This is a genomic window from Mycobacterium sp. 1274761.0 (assembly GCF_001668615.1).
GTDB lineage: Bacteria > Actinomycetota > Actinomycetes > Mycobacteriales > Mycobacteriaceae > Mycobacterium.
Genome location: NZ_LZMC01000032.1, coordinates 52,653 through 67,928 on the forward strand (window position 1 = coordinate 52,653; position 15,276 = coordinate 67,928).

Annotated in this window: 16 protein-coding genes; 14 read left to right on the top strand and 2 right to left on the bottom strand. The window is 67.9% G+C overall.

All coding sequences use genetic code 11. The annotated features are described in order from the left end of the window. The first annotated feature begins 9 nt into the window (after nucleotides 1-9). The 9 genes from A5651_RS05490 (at nucleotide 10) to A5651_RS05530 (ending at nucleotide 7,683) form a co-directional block, all read left to right on the top strand. Entirely contained in the window at nucleotides 10-1,257 is a 1,248-nt protein-coding gene (locus A5651_RS05490; RefSeq protein WP_066976446.1) for a glutamate-5-semialdehyde dehydrogenase, read from the top strand. 13 nt (nucleotides 1,258-1,270) lie between these two features. Beyond that, nucleotides 1,271-2,146, top strand: a complete 876-nt coding sequence (locus tag A5651_RS05495; RefSeq protein ID WP_066976449.1) for a MoxR family ATPase — start codon at nucleotides 1,271-1,273, stop codon at nucleotides 2,144-2,146. 10 nt (nucleotides 2,147-2,156) lie between these two features. After that, the gene (locus tag A5651_RS05500; RefSeq protein ID WP_066976451.1) at nucleotides 2,157-3,590 is read left to right on the top strand and encodes a VWA domain-containing protein; all 1,434 of its coding nucleotides are present in this window, start codon (nucleotides 2,157-2,159) and stop codon (nucleotides 3,588-3,590) included. Between the two features lie 214 nt (nucleotides 3,591-3,804). Next, nucleotides 3,805-4,443 (top strand): nicotinate-nucleotide adenylyltransferase, encoded by a 639-nt coding sequence (nadD, locus tag A5651_RS05505; RefSeq protein ID WP_082943603.1) that lies wholly within the window; start codon nucleotides 3,805-3,807, stop codon nucleotides 4,441-4,443. Then, nucleotides 4,440-4,808 carry a ribosome silencing factor gene (gene rsfS, locus A5651_RS05510; protein WP_066976455.1) on the top strand — a complete coding sequence of 123 codons (369 nt, stop codon included), beginning with the start codon at nucleotides 4,440-4,442 and terminating at the stop codon, nucleotides 4,806-4,808. The genes nadD and rsfS overlap by 4 nt, the downstream gene beginning before the upstream one ends. After that, nucleotides 4,805-5,473, top strand: a complete 669-nt coding sequence (gene gpgP, locus A5651_RS05515) for a glucosyl-3-phosphoglycerate phosphatase (protein ID WP_066976457.1) — start codon at nucleotides 4,805-4,807, stop codon at nucleotides 5,471-5,473. Before rsfS ends, gpgP begins: the two co-directional genes overlap by 4 nt. Continuing rightward, nucleotides 5,463-6,194 (top strand): diglucosylglycerate octanoyltransferase, encoded by a 732-nt coding sequence (gene octT / locus A5651_RS05520; protein ID WP_066976459.1) that lies wholly within the window; start codon nucleotides 5,463-5,465, stop codon nucleotides 6,192-6,194. Before gpgP ends, octT begins: the two co-directional genes overlap by 11 nt. A gap of 2 nt (nucleotides 6,195-6,196) precedes the next feature. Beyond that, on the top strand, nucleotides 6,197-7,027 hold the full coding sequence (locus tag A5651_RS05525; RefSeq protein ID WP_066976461.1) for a DegV family protein: 831 nt from the start codon (nucleotides 6,197-6,199) through the stop codon (nucleotides 7,025-7,027). A gap of 47 nt (nucleotides 7,028-7,074) precedes the next feature. Then, nucleotides 7,075-7,683, top strand: coding sequence for a maleylpyruvate isomerase family mycothiol-dependent enzyme (locus A5651_RS05530; RefSeq protein WP_066976540.1), 609 nt, complete (start codon nucleotides 7,075-7,077; stop codon nucleotides 7,681-7,683). A 27-nt stretch (nucleotides 7,684-7,710) separates the two neighbouring features. On the opposite strand, the gene A5651_RS05535 is transcribed toward A5651_RS05530, so the two are convergent. After that, entirely contained in the window at nucleotides 7,711-8,754 is a 1,044-nt protein-coding gene (locus A5651_RS05535; protein WP_066976470.1) for a dihydrodipicolinate reductase, read from the bottom strand. 135 nt (nucleotides 8,755-8,889) lie between these two features. Here A5651_RS05535 and A5651_RS05540 point away from each other — a divergent pair, with 135 nt between their 5' ends. From A5651_RS05540 to holA, 3 genes are read left to right on the top strand one after another with little or no spacing between them, the layout of a single operon-like run. Further along, nucleotides 8,890-9,711: a ComEA family DNA-binding protein gene (locus A5651_RS05540; protein WP_066976473.1), complete on the top strand. Its 822-nt coding sequence runs from the start codon at nucleotides 8,890-8,892 to the stop codon at nucleotides 9,709-9,711. Between the two features lie 5 nt (nucleotides 9,712-9,716). Continuing rightward, entirely contained in the window at nucleotides 9,717-11,207 is a 1,491-nt protein-coding gene (locus A5651_RS05545) for a ComEC/Rec2 family competence protein (RefSeq protein ID WP_082943604.1), read from the top strand. Further along, on the top strand, nucleotides 11,204-12,166 hold the full coding sequence (holA, locus tag A5651_RS05550; RefSeq protein WP_066976475.1) for a DNA polymerase III subunit delta: 963 nt from the start codon (nucleotides 11,204-11,206) through the stop codon (nucleotides 12,164-12,166). The genes A5651_RS05545 and holA overlap by 4 nt, the downstream gene beginning before the upstream one ends. Here holA and rpsT read toward each other — a convergent pair whose 3' ends face one another. Next, nucleotides 12,167-12,427: a 30S ribosomal protein S20 gene (gene rpsT / locus A5651_RS05555; protein WP_066976477.1), complete on the bottom strand. Its 261-nt coding sequence runs from the start codon at nucleotides 12,425-12,427 to the stop codon at nucleotides 12,167-12,169. A 319-nt stretch (nucleotides 12,428-12,746) separates the two neighbouring features. Between rpsT and A5651_RS05560 the strand changes: the two genes are divergently transcribed. Next, entirely contained in the window at nucleotides 12,747-14,321 is a 1,575-nt protein-coding gene (locus tag A5651_RS05560) for a circularly permuted type 2 ATP-grasp protein (RefSeq protein ID WP_369803912.1), read from the top strand. Then, entirely contained in the window at nucleotides 14,302-15,276 is a 975-nt protein-coding gene (locus A5651_RS05565; RefSeq protein ID WP_066976480.1) for an alpha-E domain-containing protein, read from the top strand. The genes A5651_RS05560 and A5651_RS05565 overlap by 20 nt, the downstream gene beginning before the upstream one ends.

A 15,276-nucleotide genomic window follows, 5' to 3' on the forward strand; every position in this document is an offset into this window, starting at 1 on the left:
GCTGGCTTAATGAGTTTGCAAGCACCGTCGACGCCTGGCTTGCGTCAGCAGGTGCACGACGCTGCGCGCCGGGCCAGGATCGCGGCCCGCGAGCTGGCGACGCTGAGCACGGCAGCCAAGAATTGCGCATTGCACGCCGCCGCCGACAATGTGTTGCGCGAGGCCGCTGCAGTACTCGAGGCGAACAAAGAGGATCTGGCGGCCGCCCGGGCCGCGGGCACACCCGAGGCGATGCTGGACCGCCTAGCGCTCAACCCGCAGCGCATCGACGGCATCGCCGCGGGCCTGCGCCAGGTCGCCGGTCTGCCCGATCCGGTCGGCGAGATCCTGCGCGGTCAGACACTGCCCAACGGCCTGCAGCTGCGTCAGCAGCGTGTTCCGATGGGCGTGATCGGAATGGTCTACGAAGGCAGGCCCAACGTCACGGTCGACGCGTTCGGCCTGACGCTGAAGGCCGGCAGCGCCGTGCTGCTGCGCGGCAGCTCGTCGGCGGCGCGGTCGAACCAGGCCCTGGTCACAGCGCTGCGGGATGCATTGCAGATCGAGAACCGCAATCCCGACACCGTGCAGCTGTTGCCCAGCGAGGACCGCGCCAGCGTCACCCATCTGATCCAGGCCCGCGGCCTCGTCGACCTCGTCATCCCGCGCGGGGGCGCTGGTCTGATCGACGCGGTGGTCCGCGACGCGCGGGTGCCCACCATCGAAACCGGCGTCGGCAATTGCCATGTCTACGTTCATGAGTCGGCCGACCTTGATGTGGCCGAGCGCATCCTGCTCAACGCCAAGACGCGACGGCCCAGCGTCTGCAACGCGGCCGAGTCGGTGCTGATCGACGCGGCCATCGCCGAGCGCGCGGTGCCGCGGCTGACGCGCGCCCTTCAGGATTCGGGTGTGACGGTGCACGCCGACCCGTCCGAGGACGAACTACGCGCCGAGTTCCTGTCGATGGATATCGCGCTGGCGGTGGTCGACGGGCTCGACGCCGCGATCACCCACATCAACGATTACGGCAGCGGGCACACCGAGGCCATCGTCGCGACGGATCTCGCCGCGGCACAACGATTCACAGATCGCGTCGATGCCGCGGCCGTGATGGTCAACGCGTCGACGGCCTTCACCGACGGTGAACAGTTCGGCTTCGGCGCCGAGATCGGCATCTCCACCCAGAAGTTGCACGCCCGCGGACCCATGGGCTTACCCGAATTGACCTCGACCAAGTGGATTGTGTGGGGAGATGGCCACACCCGCCCGGCCTAGCTAGGAGTACTACGTGAGCGTCCCCGCACGCCCAGCGCCGCTGTTCGCCGACATCGACGATGTCGCGCGGCGGCTGGCCGAGACCGGCTATCTGCCCGACACCGCAACCGCCACAGCGGTATTCCTGGCCGACCGGCTGGGCAAGCCGTTGCTGGTCGAGGGTCCCGCCGGCGTCGGCAAGACGGAACTGGCCCGCGCGGTGGCGCAGGCCACCGGGTCGGGGCTGGTGCGACTGCAGTGCTATGAAGGCGTCGACGAGGCCCGCGCCCTCTACGAGTGGAACCACGCCAAGCAGATCCTGCGCATCCAGGCGGGCCACGGCGACTGGGAGCAGACGAAAACCGATGTGTTCTCCGAGGAATTTCTTCTCACCCGGCCGTTGCTGACAGCGATCAAGCGAACCGAGCCCACCGTGCTCCTGATCGACGAGACCGACAAGGCCGACATCGAAATAGAGGGCCTGCTGCTGGAGGTGTTGTCCGACTTCGCGGTCACCGTGCCCGAACTCGGCACGATCAGTGCCGAACGCGCACCGTTCGTGCTGCTGACGTCGAACGCCACCCGCGAGCTGTCCGAGGCGCTGAAACGCCGGTGCCTGTTCCTGCACATCGACTTTCCCGACCCGGACCTGGAACGCCGCATCCTGTTGTCCCGCGTGCCTGAACTGCCCGAACACTTGGCCGAGGAGCTGGTGCGCATCATTGGGGTGCTGCGCGGCATGCAGCTGAAGAAGCTGCCGTCGGTGGCCGAGACCATCGACTGGGGGCGCACGGTGCTGGCCCTGGGCCTCGACACCATCGACGATGAGCTGATCGCCGCCACACTCGGTGTGGTGCTCAAGCATCAGTCCGATCAGATCAAGGCGAGCGGCGAGCTGCGGCTCAACTAGGAGAGCACTGATGGCCGTCCGTCGCACCCGTCCGCCGCAGCCGCTGGCACCCCACGGCATCCCGGGCCATCTCGTGGAGTTCGTCGAAGCCCTTCGCAAGCAGGGCATCGCGGTGGGCCCGTCGGAGACGGTGGACGCCGGGCGGGTGATGAGCGTGCTCGGTCTCGCCGACCGCGAGGCGCTGCGGGAAGGCATCGCGTGCGCGGTGCTGCGCCGAGCCGACCACCGCGACACCTACGACGCGATGTTCGACCTGTACTTCCCTGCGGCGCTGGGCGCCAAGACCGCGGTCGACGAGGACAGCACGGAGGATGGGCTGCCTCCCGAGGATGTCGAGGCGATGCGGCAGATGCTGCTCGACCTGCTGTCGAACAACGAAGAGCTGGCCAGCATGGACGAGCGGCTGGCCGCGATGATCGCGCAGATCGTCGAGGCCTACGGCCGGTACAACTCCAGCCGCGGACCGTCGTATTCGTCGTATCAGGCGCTCAAGGCGATGAACCTCGACGACTTGGAGGGCAGGTTGTTGGCTGGGCTGCTGGCGCCCTACGGTGACGAGCCGACACCCACCCAGGAGCAGATCGCCAAAGCCCTTGCAGCCCAACGCATAGCGCAGCTGCGCAAGATGGTCGAGGGCGAGACGAAGCGGCGCACGGCCGAACAGCTGGGCCGCGATCACGTGCAGATGTACGGGGTGCCGCAGCTGGCCGAGAACGTCGAATTCCTGCGCGCCTCAGGCGAACAGCTGCGTCAGATGCGCCGCGTGGTGGCACCCCTGGCGCGCACCTTGGCGACGCGGCTGGCCGCACGCCGGCGGCGGTCGCGGGCGGGCGAGATCGATCTGCGCAAGACGCTTCGCAAATCAATGTCCACCGGCGGGGTGCCGATCGATGTCGTTTTGAAAAAGCCGCATCCGGCGCGTCCTGAGCTGGTGGTGCTGTGCGACGTGTCGGGGTCGGTCGCCGGGTTCAGCCACTTCACGCTGCTGCTGGTTCACGCGTTGCGGCAACAGTTTTCGCGTGTTCGCGTCTTCGCGTTCATCGACACCACCGATGAGGTCACCGAGCTGTTCGGCCCAGATGCCGACCTCGCGGTGGCCGTGCAGCGCATCACTCGGGAAGCCGGTGTGTACACCCGCGACGGCCACTCCGACTACGGACATGCGTTCGTTTCGTTCCTCGACAAGTACCCGAACGTGCTGTCGCCGCGCAGCTCGCTGCTGGTGCTCGGCGACGGCCGCAACAACTACCGCAACCCCGAGCTCGACCTGCTGGCGCATATGGTCAATGCGAGCAGGCACGCACACTGGCTCAACCCCGAGCCCCGTCATCTGTGGGGCAGCGGTGACTCGGCGGTACCGCGGTATGAGGAAGTCATCACGATGCACGAGTGCCGCTCGGCCAAACAGCTGGCCAGCGTCATCGACGCGCTACTGCCGGTCTAGCCCAACGCCCGCCCGCGGCCGCGCCCCACCCACCACGCCCCAGGCGGGCAACCTGCTCACCCGGCGCACCGACGACAGCACCGGCCGGCGTGTCGAGTACGGCCGCGACGTCTACCGGGCCGACCGCGCCTGGTTCGAGGTGTCCGAGCCGCTGGGGGCGCATCGGCTCTCGGCCGTCTAGACGGCCACGACCGCTGCCGTAAGCTGCCTAAACGTGGCATCTCGACGCAGGCTCGGAGTGATGGGCGGGACATTCGATCCCGTCCACAACGGGCACCTGGTCGCCGCCAGCGAGGTTGCCGACCTGTTCGATCTGACCGAAGTGGTGTTCGTGCCCACCGGCCAGCCGTGGCAGAAGGAGCGCGATGTCACCCCCGCCGAGGACCGCTATCTGATGACCGTCATCGCGACCGCCTCCAACCCGCGGTTCTCGGTGAGCCGGGTGGACATCGACCGCGGCGGACCCACCTACACCCGCGACACTCTGCGCGATCTTCGGGCGCTCAACCCGGACGCGGACCTCTACTTCATCACCGGTGCCGACGCGCTCGCGACGATCCTCAGCTGGCAGGACTGGGAAGAGATGTTCTCTCTCGCCAAGTTCGTCGGCGTGAGCCGGCCCGGCTACGAACTCGACGGCAAGCACATCGAGAGGGCGTTCGCCGAGATGCCCGACGATGCGCTGAACCTGGTCGAGGTCCCCGCGCTGGCGATCTCGTCGACCGACTGTCGCAGGCGGGCTCAGGAGAACCGGCCCATCTGGTATCTCGTGCCCGACGGGGTCGTGCAGTACGTGTCCAAGCGCGGCCTGTACCGGTCGGCCGCCCTCGCCACACAGGAGCAGCCGCGGTGACCGCGTCCGAAGAGGCCATCGAGATGGCCACCATTGCCGCGCGTGCAGCCTCCTCCAAGCTCGCCGACGACGTCGTCGTCATCGATGTGTCGGGCCAGCTAGTGATCACCGACTGCTTCGTCATCGCGTCGGCGTCCAACGAGCGTCAGGTCAACGCCATCGTCGACGAGGTCGAGGAGAAGATGCGGCTGGCCGGACACAAACCCGCGCGTCGGGAGGGGGCCCGCGAAGGACGGTGGACCCTGCTGGACTTCGTCGACATCGTCGTGCACATCCAGCATCAGGATGAGCGCAACTTCTATGCGTTGGACCGGCTTTGGCGGGACTGCCCGACCGTGGCGATGGATCTGGAGGCGGGGCCGTGACGGTCCGTCGGCTGGTGATGCTGCGGCACGGCCAGACCGAGTACAACGCCGGCAACCGCATGCAGGGTCAACTCGACACCGAGTTGAGCGATCTGGGTCGCGACCAGGCCGTCGCAGCGGCCGAAGTGCTCGCCAAACGGCAACCGCTGCTGATCGTCTCGTCCGATCTGCGTCGCGCCCTCGACACGGCGATGGCACTCGGGGAGCGGTCGGGCGTCCCCGTCGGGATCGACGAACGGCTACGCGAAACCCACCTGGGCGACTGGCAGGGCATGACGCACATCGAAGTCGACACCGCGGCCCCGGGCGCGCGGCTGGCCTGGCGCGACGACGCGACGTGGGCTCCCCACGGCGGGGAGAGCCGGGTCGATGTGGCCGCACGCGGTATGCCGTTGATCAGCGAGCTGGTGAGCAGCCAAACCGAATGGGGGACAGACGAACCCGAACGACCCGTGGTGCTGGTGGCGCACGGCGGGCTGATCGCCGCGGTCACCGCCGCGTTGTTGAAGCTGCCCGTGGACAACTGGCCCGCGCTCGGCGGCATGGGGAACGCCAGCTGGGTGCAGCTGTCGGGATTCTCCGACGACGACGCCGGATTCGACGAGATCCGCTGGCGGTTGGATGTGTGGAACGCCTCGGCACAGGTCGCCAACGATGTCCTCTGACCGGCTCACCCTGCTCGTCTTCTGTGACTCGCTCGCCTACTACGGGCCGACCGGGGGACTTCCGGCCGACGATCCGCGGATCTGGCCGAATATCGTTGCCACATATCTCGGTTGGGATCTCGAGCTGATCGGGAGGATCGGCTGGACCTGCCGCGACGTCTGGTGGGCCGCAACACAGGATCCGCGTGCGTGGGCGGCGTTGCCGCGCGCTGGTGCTGTCATCTTCGCCACCGGCGGAATGGATTCCCTGCCCTCACCGTTGCCGACGGCGCTGCGTGAACTGATCCGATACGTGCGCCCATCGTGGCTGCGCCGCTGGGTACGTGACGGCTACGGCTGGGTGCAGCCGAGGCTCTCTCCCGTCGCGCGCGCAGCGTTACCCCCGCACGTTTCCGTCGAATATCTCGAGATGACGCGCAACGCCATCGATTTCAACCGGCCCGGCATCCCCATCGTCGCGTCGCTGCCGTCGGTGCACATCGCCGAGACCTACGGCAAGGCGCATCATGGCAGGCCGGGCACCGTTAAGGCCATCACCGCGTGGGCCGAACAACACCATGTCCCGCTGGTCGACCTGAAAGCCGCTGTGGCCGAGCACATCATGAGTGGCAGGGGCAATCCCGACGGTATCCACTGGAACTTCGAGGCCCATCAGGCCGTCGCCGAACTGATGCTCAAGGGTCTGCAGGAAGCCGGAGTCGCTGAACGGGATGCTCCGTAGCCATGGCCGTCGTCGTGGTCACCGACTCGTCAGCCCTCCTGCCGCCCGAGGACACGGAGAGGTACGGCATCCGTCAGGTTCCGCTGCATATCCTGTTGGACGGCAGGGATTTCCGGGACGGCATCGACGACGTCCCTGCCGACGTCCACCAGCGTCACGCCACCACCGCCGGCGCGACACCGGTAGAACTCGCCGACGCCTATCATGCGGCGCTGCAGCGAAGTGACGGGGACGGCGTGGTCGCCGTGCATATTTCGGCCGCGCTGTCGAGCACGTACAGTTCGGCGGTGTCGACAGCGCGTGAATTCGGTCCTGCTGTGCGCGTGGTCAATTCACGTTCGGCCGCGATGGGTGTTGGATTCGTCGCGTTGGCTGCGGCGCGAGAGGCCGCGTCGGGTGCGGATCTCAATGCCGTTGAGGCCGCCGCGCGTTCGGCTGTGCCGCGCGGGTGCGCTTTCATTGTCGTGCACCGGCTGGACAATCTGCGACGCAGCGGCCGGATCAGCAGGGGCGCGTCGCTGCTGGGCTCCGCGCTGTCGTTGAAGCCGCTGTTGTGCCTCGACGTCGACGGCAGGCTGGTGTTGGGTCAGCGGATCCGCACGGCGACCAAGGCCCACGCGGCGATGATCGACCAGGTCGCCGAGGCGGTTGGGGACGACTCGGCGAGGATCGCAGTGCACCACGTCGACAATCCGGAGGCCGCCGACGACATCGCCAAGGAATTGAGTGTCCGACTGCCCCAGATCGCTCCGCCCGCCGTCTCGGAGATGGGCCCGGTGCTGGCCGTGCACGTCGGCGGGGGCGCGATCGGCGTGTGCGTTTCCAAGGATTGACGGCGCAGCGGCGTCGGCGCAGACTCGCGGATGTGTCTGCGGACACGATGGCGATGGCTCGCGACGAACGTGAAGAGTTCGTCGCGCTGCTGGACAGCCTGACACGCGAGCAGTGGGAAAGCCCGTCGCTGTGCGACAAGTGGCGTGTTCGCGACGTCGTCGCCCATGTCATCGGCTTCGACCCGCTGACCCGCACCCAACTCCTGCGGCGCATGGCTAAGGGACTGGTCACGCGCGGTGGCGCCAACGCCGTCGGCGTCGCCGAGTACGCCGACACCCCGCCCGAAGAACTCACGGAGTTGATGCGCCGATACGTCGAGCCGCAGGGGCTCACCGCCGGCTTCGGCGGCAGGATCGCCTTGACCGACGGAATGATCCATCAGCAGGACATCCGGCGGCCGCTCGGCATACCGCGCACCATCGATCCCGCCCGGCTACGGGTCGCCCTCGAATTCACCTTGTTCGCGCCGCGTCTGCTCGGAGCCGTGATGAGCCGCGGACTTCACCTCACGGCCACCGACATCGACTGGTCGCGCGGTAAGGGCCCGGAGGTGCGCGGCACGGGGGAGGCGCTGTTGATGGCGATGGCGGGCCGACGTGACGCGCTGCGGGATCTCGATGGCCCGGGAACGCAGCGTCTCGCGCGTCGGATGTGACCCTGCACGCCACACCAGTCGGTGTCGTCAGACCGCCGCGCGGCCGGTCACTGGCGGAAGGTCTTTAAGCGTGACGATCCCCGGTGGTGCCGCGACGACGGCGGGCACGGCGTTGGTGACCGGCAGGGCCGTGTAGATCATGCCAAGACCCATGAAACCGGGCTCGGTCCAATCCTTCGGCGGCAGGCAATGCAGCACGGTGCGCATGTTGGGCAGTCCGAACACCTGAATGACGTGCCCGTGCTCAAGCGGCTTGGGCGGCGTCACATGGTCACCCATGATCCAGTTGAACCCCACACTCACGACGTTCTTGTCGCCGACCCAACCGCGGTGGTAGCCCATCACCCCGCCGACCGTGCCCTTCGGAATCTGCATGAACCCGAGGTCCGAGTCGCCGGTAGCGGCGGTGAACGTGACGTCGAACGTCATCCGGTCGAGCTTCGCCCCGATCGCGTCGGCCATCATCGCCGCCGACTCAGCGAAGACCTCACTCTCGCGTCGCACGCTCTCGGCGAGGCCGGGAGTGTCCGGATGCTGCGAGAAACCCATCGCGGTCTGGGTGCCCGCCGACGCGTAGGTCGAACAGTCGACCGACTCGGTGATCCGAATTTCGTCGACGCGCTCACACGCCCCGCTGAGCACCATGCCGACCATGTTCGTCATACCCGGATGCGCGCCGCTGCCGAAAATCGTCGAATTGCCCTTCTCGCAGGCCTTCCGGATGCGGTGCAGGTCCTCAGGAGACTGCTTGCCGCCGGTGATCCAGGCTGCGCTCGAGCAGACGTTGATACCGGACTCCAGCAGGCGGGTCAGCTCGTCGATGTTGGGCCACAGCGGGTTGTAGCAGCACGCGTCGGGTTCGAGCGCAATCAGTGCCTCGATGTCATTGGTGGCCATGACACCAGTGGCTTCGGGCCAGCCGGCCAACTCGGCGGCGTCAACACCGACTTTGTCGGCGCCGTGCGCGTAGACGCCCACCAGTTCCATGTCGGGTCTGCCGATGATGGCGTGCAGCGAGCGTTTGCCGATGTTTCCCGTCGTCCACTGGATCACCCGAAGGGGTCTGCGCATGTCCTAGGCCTCTCTCGTGTCACGGCTCTTGAGCCCACCACAGGATTATCAACAGTGCCGAATTAATCCACAGGCGGTGCCGCATCCGGACCCGATCGCGGAAACGCGTCCGGTGTCCGGCTTAGCGTCGGGCGCATGGGTACCGAACTGGCTGCCGAACGGCTCCACCGCAGGCTCGTCGGAGAGGCCGAAGTCGAGGCCGACGCAAACGACGACGGCGCTGCGTCCGATGCCGCCTTGTCTCGCTGGCTGCCCGACACCGCTTCCGGTGACACGCCAGGATGGCTGGCCGCGGTGCGCGCCGACCCGGGCCGCGCGGGGGTTATCGCCCTGGGCGCCATCGGGGTGGTGGCCGTGCTGGTCACCGTGTTCGCGCTGTTCCGCGACAAGACCCCTCCGGTGGCGTCGGCCAAATTGCCTCCCGTGGAAATGGTTTCGACGACAGCACCGACGCCGGGAGCACCCGCGCCGCACGGGCCGGTCATCGTCAGCGTCGTCGGCCTCGTGCACAAGCCCGGCCTTGTCACGCTGTCTTCTGGCGCACGGACCGCCGACGCGCTCGCCGCAGCGGGCGGTGCCCTCGACGGCGCAGATCTCATCGGCCTGAACATGGCGCGCCGCGTCTCCGACGGCGAACAGATCATCGTCGGCATTGCCGCGGCGCCAGGGGAACCGACGACCATGGGCAGTTCAGTTGCGGCAGAACCCAGCACGTCGGCGTCCCCGGGTTCGCCTGAACCAGCCGAAAGCAGCCCGGCTGCAAAGGGTTCCATTGATCTGAACACTGCCACCGAAGATCAACTCGACGCCTTGCCGGGCGTGGGTCCGGTGACCGCGGCCGCCATCATTGCGTGGCGCACCGCTCACGGATCGTTCACCAGCGTTGATCAACTCGCTGAGGTCGACGGTATCGGCCCCGCACGGCTGGAGAAGCTTCGTGCCCAGGTCCATGTGTGAGCGCGGTGGACGGACGCGAGGCCCGCCTGGATCTTCGCCTGGTGCCTGCGGCGCTGACAAGCTGGGCCGTCACTGCAGCGGGAATTCTGTGGACCGAAAGCGGTGTCGTGCTGACGCTGTCGACGGGTATCGCCATTGGGAGCGCAACGGCATGGTGGGGGAGCCGACGCCGTTCGCGGGGCGGAGCCCGTATGACGGCGGCGGCCGTGGTCGGGATGACCCTCGTAGGGGTGGGTTTCGCCGTCGCAGTGCTGCTGCGCGTCGAGCAGGTTCGGCATCATCCGCTCGTTGACCGCTACGGCACCACGGCCGCGGTCATCGTGACACCCGACGAGACACCACGTGCGCTCGGCGGCGGCAGGTTGATGTTTCGGGGCTCGCTGCGAGCCGTCGATGCGGACGAAATATCGGGCCGTGTGGTGGTTTTCGCGTCGGTGTCGGGATTTTCGCCGGTCGCTTCAGGCCAGCCGGCGGCATTCACGGCGCGGATAGCGCCGCCGACCCGTCGTGATCTCACGATCGCGGTGCTTTCCGCTACCGGGAAGGCGACGCTCGGCGAGGCGGCACCGATTCAGCGGGCCGGTCAGGCGGTGCGCACTGCATTCGCCACCACGGCGCGCTCCGTGCTGCCGGTCGATCAAGCGGCGATGCTGCCGGCTCTCGTCCTCGGCGACACCTCTGCGCTGTCGAGCGACACGACCGCGCAGTTCCGGACTTCCGGGCTGACGCATCTGACGGCCGTGTCGGGAGCGAACGTCACGATCGTCTGCGGGGCGGTGTTGCTGACGGCGGCGTTCGTCGGGCCGCGGGTCGCCGTCGGTCTCGCCGCCGTCGCGCTGGTGGCGTTTGTGGTGGTGGTCCAACCCTCGGCCAGTGTGCTGCGCGCCGCCGTGATGGCCGCCATCACGCTGCTCGCCGTCGTGACACACCGTCGCAGACAGGCGATTCCGGCGCTCTGCGGAACCGTCATCGCATTGATGATTGCGGCTCCCGAGCTTGCCGTCGACATCGGGTTCGCATTGTCGGTGTCGGCGACCGCAGCGCTTGTCCGCATCGCCCCGGCGTGGTCGCGGCACCTGGTCAACCGGCGCTGGCCCAAGCCGTTGGCCGATGCGGTGAGCGTCGCCGTCGCCGCGCAGCTCGTGACGGCGCCTCTGGTGGCGGCCATCTCGGGCACGTTCAGCCTCGTCGCCGTTGCGGCCAATCTCGCAGTGGCGGTCGTGATCGCCCCGATCACGGTGATCGGGACCGCCGCCGCCGTGCTGTCGGTGCTGTGGCCCGCGGGTGCGGGCCTGCTGATCCGGTTCACCGGACCGGAACTGTGGTGGCTGATCAACGTCGCCCGCTGGGCCGCAGCCCTGCCCGGCGCAGCCGTGCACGTGCCCGCAGGAGCACCCGGCGCCCTCAGCGTCGTCGCGGCGGGAGCGTTGGCCGTCGTGGTGTCGCGGTGGTGCCGGCGATGGCTGTCAGCGCGGCATGACACGATCAGCCGATGAGCGAATCGGTCCCCGGATTGCATCTGGTCCTCGGGGACGAGGATTTTCTCGTCGAGCGGGCGGTGTCGGCCATCCTGCGCGCCGCGCGCAAGCAGGCGGGCACCGACGACGTGCCGGTGGACCGCATGCGCGCCGGCGAGGTCAGCACGGCCGAACTTGCTGAGCTGTTGAGCCCGTCGCTGTTCGCCGACGAGCGGGTGGTGGTGCTGGAATCCGCGGCCGAGGCGGGTAAGGACGCGGTCGCTCTGATCGAGGGCGCGGCCGCAGACCTGCCTGCAGGCACCATGCTCGTCGTCGTGCACTCCGGCGGCGGGCGCGCCAAGGCGCTGGCCGGTCGCTTAACGGAGCTCGGCGCCGCGGTGCATCCCTGTGCCCGCATCACCAAGGCCTCCGAACGCGCGGACTTCGTGCGCGGCGAGTTCCGCGCGTTGAAGGTCAAGGCCTCCGATGACACTGTCTCCGCCGTGCTCGACGCCGTCGGTTCGGATCTACGCGAGCTCGCCTCGGTGTGCTCGCAGCTGGTCGCCGACACCGACGGCCAGGTCGACGCCGCCGCCGTGCGCCGGTATTACAGCGGTAAAGCCGAGGTGAAGGGTTTCGATATCGCCGACAAGGCCGTCGTGGGCGACGTCGCGGGCGCTGCCGAGGCGCTGCGCTGGGCGATGATGCGCGGTGAGCCGCACGTCGTGCTCGCCGACGCGCTCGCCGAGGCGGTGCATACGATCGCCCGGGTCGGGCCGTTGTCCGGCGACCCCTACCGGTTGGCGTCCGAGCTGGGAATGCCGCCTTGGCGCGTGCAGAAGGCGCAGAAGCAGGCGCGGCGCTGGTCTCGGGAATCGGTCGCCAAGGCCGTGCGGCTGGTAGCGGCCCTCAATGCAGACGTCAAGGGAGCAGCGGCGGACGCCGATTACGCGCTGGAAGCGGCGGTGCGGAAGGTGGCCGAGCTCGTCAGCGAGTGATCAGAGCTTGTTGAAGGCGCGCGCCAGCGCGGACTTCTTGTTCGCCGCCTGGTTCTTGTGGATCACGCCCTTGCTGGCGGCCTTGTCCAGCTTGCGGCTGGTCGACGCCAACAGGTCGCCGGCTTTCTCCTTGTCGCCGGCCTCGGCGGCTTCCCGGAACGAGCGCACGGCCGTGCGAAGCGATGACTTGACCGCTTGGTTGCGCAGTCGGGCGCGCTCGTTGGTCTTGATGCGCTTTTCCTGCGACTTGATGTTGGCCACGCGCTGATCCTTCGTAAAACTCGATGGGGATGGGAAGCTCTTCACCGCGCCGTCGCGCGGGCAGCGAGGGTTCAGATTACCAGCGCAGCGGGTAAATGCCCAAAGTGGCTAACACTGGGAGCCCGCTGGCCTGCGCAAACGGGTCCGGTGCGGCAGCATGTCAACGGTGAGCCTTCGTCCACCACGCACGCGAGCCGAATCGCGCCCGCCGCGCGCGTCCACCAGGTCCGCGCGCTCCAACGGCCGCCGGACCGTCCGCTACGACGGCATCTTCGAGGGCTACAACGACCTCGGCAGCTACTCCGAGGCCTTCGACGAGATGTTCGACGCCCAAGGCAACGTGCGCGCGCCCTACAAGAGCATCTACGACGAACTCGCCCCGTCTGACGCTTCCGAACTGGAAGCGCGCAACGAGGCACTGGGCCGGGCCTTCATCGATCAGGGCATTACGTTCTCGCTGTCGGGTCAGGAGCGGCCGTTTCCGCTGGACCTCGTGCCGCGAGTGATTTCGGCGGCCGAGTGGTCGCGGCTGGAGAAGGGAATCCGGCAGCGCGTCCAGGCGCTGGAGATGTACCTCGACGACATCTACGGCGAGCAGGAGATCCTGCGCGACGGCGTCATCCCTCGGCGGCTGGTCACCTCCTGCGAACACTTCCACCGGGAAGCCGCCGGCATCGTCCCGCCCAACGGCGTGCGCATCCACGTCGCGGGCATCGACCTGGTGCGCGACGCGCAGGGCAACTTCCGCGTGCTGGAGGACAACCTGCGCTCACCGTCGGGAGTGTCCTACGTCATGGAGAACCGCCGCACCATGGCGCGCGTCTTCCCGAACCTGTTCGCCACCCACCGCGTGCGCGCGGTAGGTGACTACTCGTCGCATCTACTGCGGGCGTTGCGCAACGCCGCCGCGTCCAACGAAGCCGATCCCACCGTCGTGGTGCTGACGCCCGGTGTCTACAACTCCGCCTACTTCGAGCACTCCCTGCTCGCCCGGCAGATGGGGGTCGAGCTGGTCGAGGGCCGCGACCTGTTCTGCCGCGACAACACCGTCTACATGCGCACCACCGAAGGGGAGCGGCAGGTCGACGTCATTTACCGCCGCATCGACGACACGTTCTTAGATCCCATCCAGTTCAACCCGCACTCGGTGCTCGGCGTGGCCGGGGTGCTCAACGCGGCGCGGGCCGGCAACGTCGTCATCTCCAGCGCTGTCGGCAATGGCGTCGGTGACGACAAACTCGTCTACACCTACGTGCCCACGATCATCGAGTACTACCTCGGCGAGAAGCCGCTGCTCGCCAACGTCGACACCTACCGCTGCTGGCTCGAGGACGAACGCGAGGAGGTGCTCGACCGGATCGGCGAACTCGTCATCAAACCCGTCGAGGGCTCCGGCGGCTACGGCATCGTCTTCGGACCCGAGGCGTCGGAGAAGGAACTCGCCGCGATCAGCAAGAAGATCCGCAACGACCCGCGCGGCTGGATCGCCCAGCCCGTCGTGCAGCTGTCGACGGTGCCGACCCAGATCGGCCACAAACTCGCGCCGCGCCACGTCGACCTGCGGCCCTTTGCGGTCAACGACGGCGACGAAGTCTGGGTGCTGCCCGGCGGCCTGACCCGCGTGGCGCTGCCGGAGGGCTCGCTGGTCGTCAACTCCAGCCAGGGCGGCGGGTCCAAGGACACGTGGGTGTTGGCGTCTCGGACGTCGGTGGCCGATCGCGAGCTCGCCGCCGCCGAAGTGGTCCGCAAGCTGCCCAAATCAACCAACGGGCAGCGGGCTGGCAAGAACGGCGAAGCCCAGTCGCAGCAACTACAGCAGGCAGGTCCCAGCCAGAGCCAACAGCAACAGCAACAGCAACAGCAGGTGATCAGTGATGTTGGCGCGCAACGCTGAATCGCTGTACTGGATCGGGCGCTACGTCGAGCGCGCCGACGACACCGCGCGCATCCTCGACGTCACCGTCCATCAACTGCTTGAGGATTCCAGCGTCGACCCAGACCAGGCATCCCGCACCCTGCTCCGGGTACTCGGCGTCGCGCCACCCGACGAGCCGCTCGACGTCTGGTCATTGACCGACATCGTCGCCTTCAGCCGCGGCACGCATGGCGGGTCCATCGTCGACTCCGTCTCGGCTGCGCGTGAAAACGCCAGGGGTGCACGCGAAGTCACCTCCACCGAGATTTGGGAGTGCCTCAACACCACCTACAACGCCCTGGCCGAACGGGAGCGTGCCGCCAAACGCCTTGGGCCCGCGGAGTTCCTGTCCTACGTCGAGCGGCGGGCGGCGATGTTCGCCGGGCTGGCCGACTCGACGCTGTCGCGCGACGACGGATACCGCTTCATGGTGCTGGGCCGCGCGATCGAACGCGTCGATATGACGGTGCGGCTGTTGCTGTCCCGCGTCGGTGACAGCGCATCCTCGCCCGCGTGGGTGACGGTGCTGCGGTCAGCGGGCGCCCACGACACCTATCTGCGTACCTACCGAGGTGTGCTCGACGCCGCCCGCGTCGTCGAATTCATGCTGCTGGACCGGCTTTTCCCGCGATCGGTGTTCTATTCGCTGCGGCTGGCCGAGCACAGCCTCGACGAACTACACCACCGCCCCCACAACCGGGTGGGTGCCACCGACGAGGCGCAACGGCTGCTCGGCCGTGCGCGCAGCGAGTTGGAGTTTCTGCGGCCCGGAGCCCTATTGGAGTCGCTCGAGCAGCGGCTCGCTAGCCTGCAGACGACCTGCCGCGAGGTCGGAGAAGCGTTGGCGCTGGAGTATTTCCACTCCGCGCCGTGGGTCGCGTGGACGGATGCCGGGCGTCACGACGCGGTGGTGATCGAGGAAGGCGAAATTTGA

Bases quoted from the DNA above. Each gene is read 5' to 3' on its own strand.
- A5651_RS05490 (WP_066976446.1), top strand. From the start codon at position 10: ATGAGTTTGCAAGCACCGTCGACGCCTGGCTTGCGTCAGCAGGTGCAC.
- A5651_RS05500 (WP_066976451.1), top strand. From the start codon at position 2,157: ATGGCCGTCCGTCGCACCCGTCCGCCGCAGCCGCTGGCACCCCACGGC.
- octT (WP_066976459.1), top strand. From the start codon at position 5,463: ATGTCCTCTGACCGGCTCACCCTGCTCGTCTTCTGTGACTCGCTCGCC.
- A5651_RS05525 (WP_066976461.1), top strand. From the start codon at position 6,197: ATGGCCGTCGTCGTGGTCACCGACTCGTCAGCCCTCCTGCCGCCCGAG.
- A5651_RS05530 (WP_066976540.1), top strand. From the start codon at position 7,075: ATGGCGATGGCTCGCGACGAACGTGAAGAGTTCGTCGCGCTGCTGGAC.
- A5651_RS05535 (WP_066976470.1), bottom strand. From the start codon at position 8,754: ATGCGCAGACCCCTTCGGGTGATCCAGTGGACGACGGGAAACATCGGC.
- A5651_RS05540 (WP_066976473.1), top strand. From the start codon at position 8,890: ATGGGTACCGAACTGGCTGCCGAACGGCTCCACCGCAGGCTCGTCGGA.
- holA (WP_066976475.1), top strand. From the start codon at position 11,204: ATGAGCGAATCGGTCCCCGGATTGCATCTGGTCCTCGGGGACGAGGAT.
- A5651_RS05560 (WP_369803912.1), top strand. From the start codon at position 12,747: ATGTTCGACGCCCAAGGCAACGTGCGCGCGCCCTACAAGAGCATCTAC.
- A5651_RS05565 (WP_066976480.1), top strand. From the start codon at position 14,302: ATGTTGGCGCGCAACGCTGAATCGCTGTACTGGATCGGGCGCTACGTC.